This window comes from Nostoc sp. CCY 9925 (assembly GCF_963920935.1).
GTDB lineage: Bacteria > Cyanobacteriota > Cyanobacteriia > Cyanobacteriales > Nostocaceae > Nostoc.
The window spans coordinates 1-1000 of the sequence record NZ_CAWUDO010000287.1 but is presented as its reverse complement, the minus strand read 5'-3'; the positions used below and the strand labels follow the sequence as shown (position 1 = coordinate 1000).

At 34.0% G+C, this 1000-nt stretch carries 3 protein-coding genes; all 3 read left to right on the top strand.

Going from position 1 to position 1000, the window contains the following annotated elements:
* Nucleotides 1-300 (top strand): hypothetical protein (locus ACM0OY_RS40450; RefSeq protein WP_414574309.1); only part of this gene is annotated, 300 nt, incomplete at its 5' end.
* Nucleotides 301-302: 2 nt separating this feature from the next.
* On the top strand, nucleotides 303-698 hold the full coding sequence (locus tag ACM0OY_RS40445) for a hypothetical protein (protein ID WP_414574308.1): 396 nt from the start codon (nucleotides 303-305) through the stop codon (nucleotides 696-698).
* Between the two features lie 3 nt (nucleotides 699-701).
* Nucleotides 702-1000 (top strand): hypothetical protein (locus ACM0OY_RS40440; protein WP_414574307.1); only part of this gene is annotated, 299 nt, incomplete at its 3' end.

Below are 1000 nucleotides of genomic sequence, written 5' to 3'. Positions count from 1 at the left end.
TGGTACACGATAGCCAGTACTGGAGGTAATTGGAAATATATCGAAGCAACAATTACCAACATTACACCGATTCAAACAAATGATTTACCGAATACTAAAGGAGTGCGAATAACTGATAGTACTGGCGCAATAATTTTTGATGACAACACTATTGATTGTGATTGGGATGTCAAATGTAATCAAGATTGTCCTGAAGGTAGCCATAAATGTACCCATAATAAATTTCCTGGTTATTGTTGCGTTTCTTGCCAAGAAGTTGGCGATAGGCTCAAAAATATTGCTTCTCAATTGAGGGGTTAACTATGGCAGAGATTTGTAAAGATATCAATGAAGGATTAGCCCAACTAAATGCAGCTATTAATCGGGTAAATACCCGATTAAACAATTTAGAAAAAAAGCAAAATGAATGCTGTGACAAGAATTCAAATGATTTGAATGCCTTAAAATCGGCGATTAACCAAATGAATTCTCGATTAAATGATTTGGAGAAAAAGCAAAACGATAATCCAAATGATTTATCAGCAATCTTAAAAAGATTGAAAAAAGCAGAAACTGACATTCTTGAATTGGGCGGAGTCGTCAGAACTGTAATTGACGATTTAAAAGATATTCTGGACTCCCTTAACGAACACAATCAAAATGCAAATGAATCACAAAATATATTCTCAGGTATTTTAAACTTTTTTATAAATGAATAAGTCATGACCGTATCTCAACAAATATCTCCTAGTGCTTTAAGAGCTTATAAGCTATCCAAATATCCTAATGGGCAACCAGGTAAATTATTATTAGAAGCCAAGAAAGTAAAAAGAATTACTTCTCAATTCATGTCTAAGAATGGTGCTAAAGAAGCAGCCAAAAGAATGAAAGATCTTAAAAAAACTGCCACTACTACAAAGAAGGTTGCAGATGGTGTTAAGCAAATACAAGACCTTTTTCTTAAAAAGATACCTGGCACTGGAGAAACAGATAAGGCTAGTAAAGCTAGTGGACTTGTTGC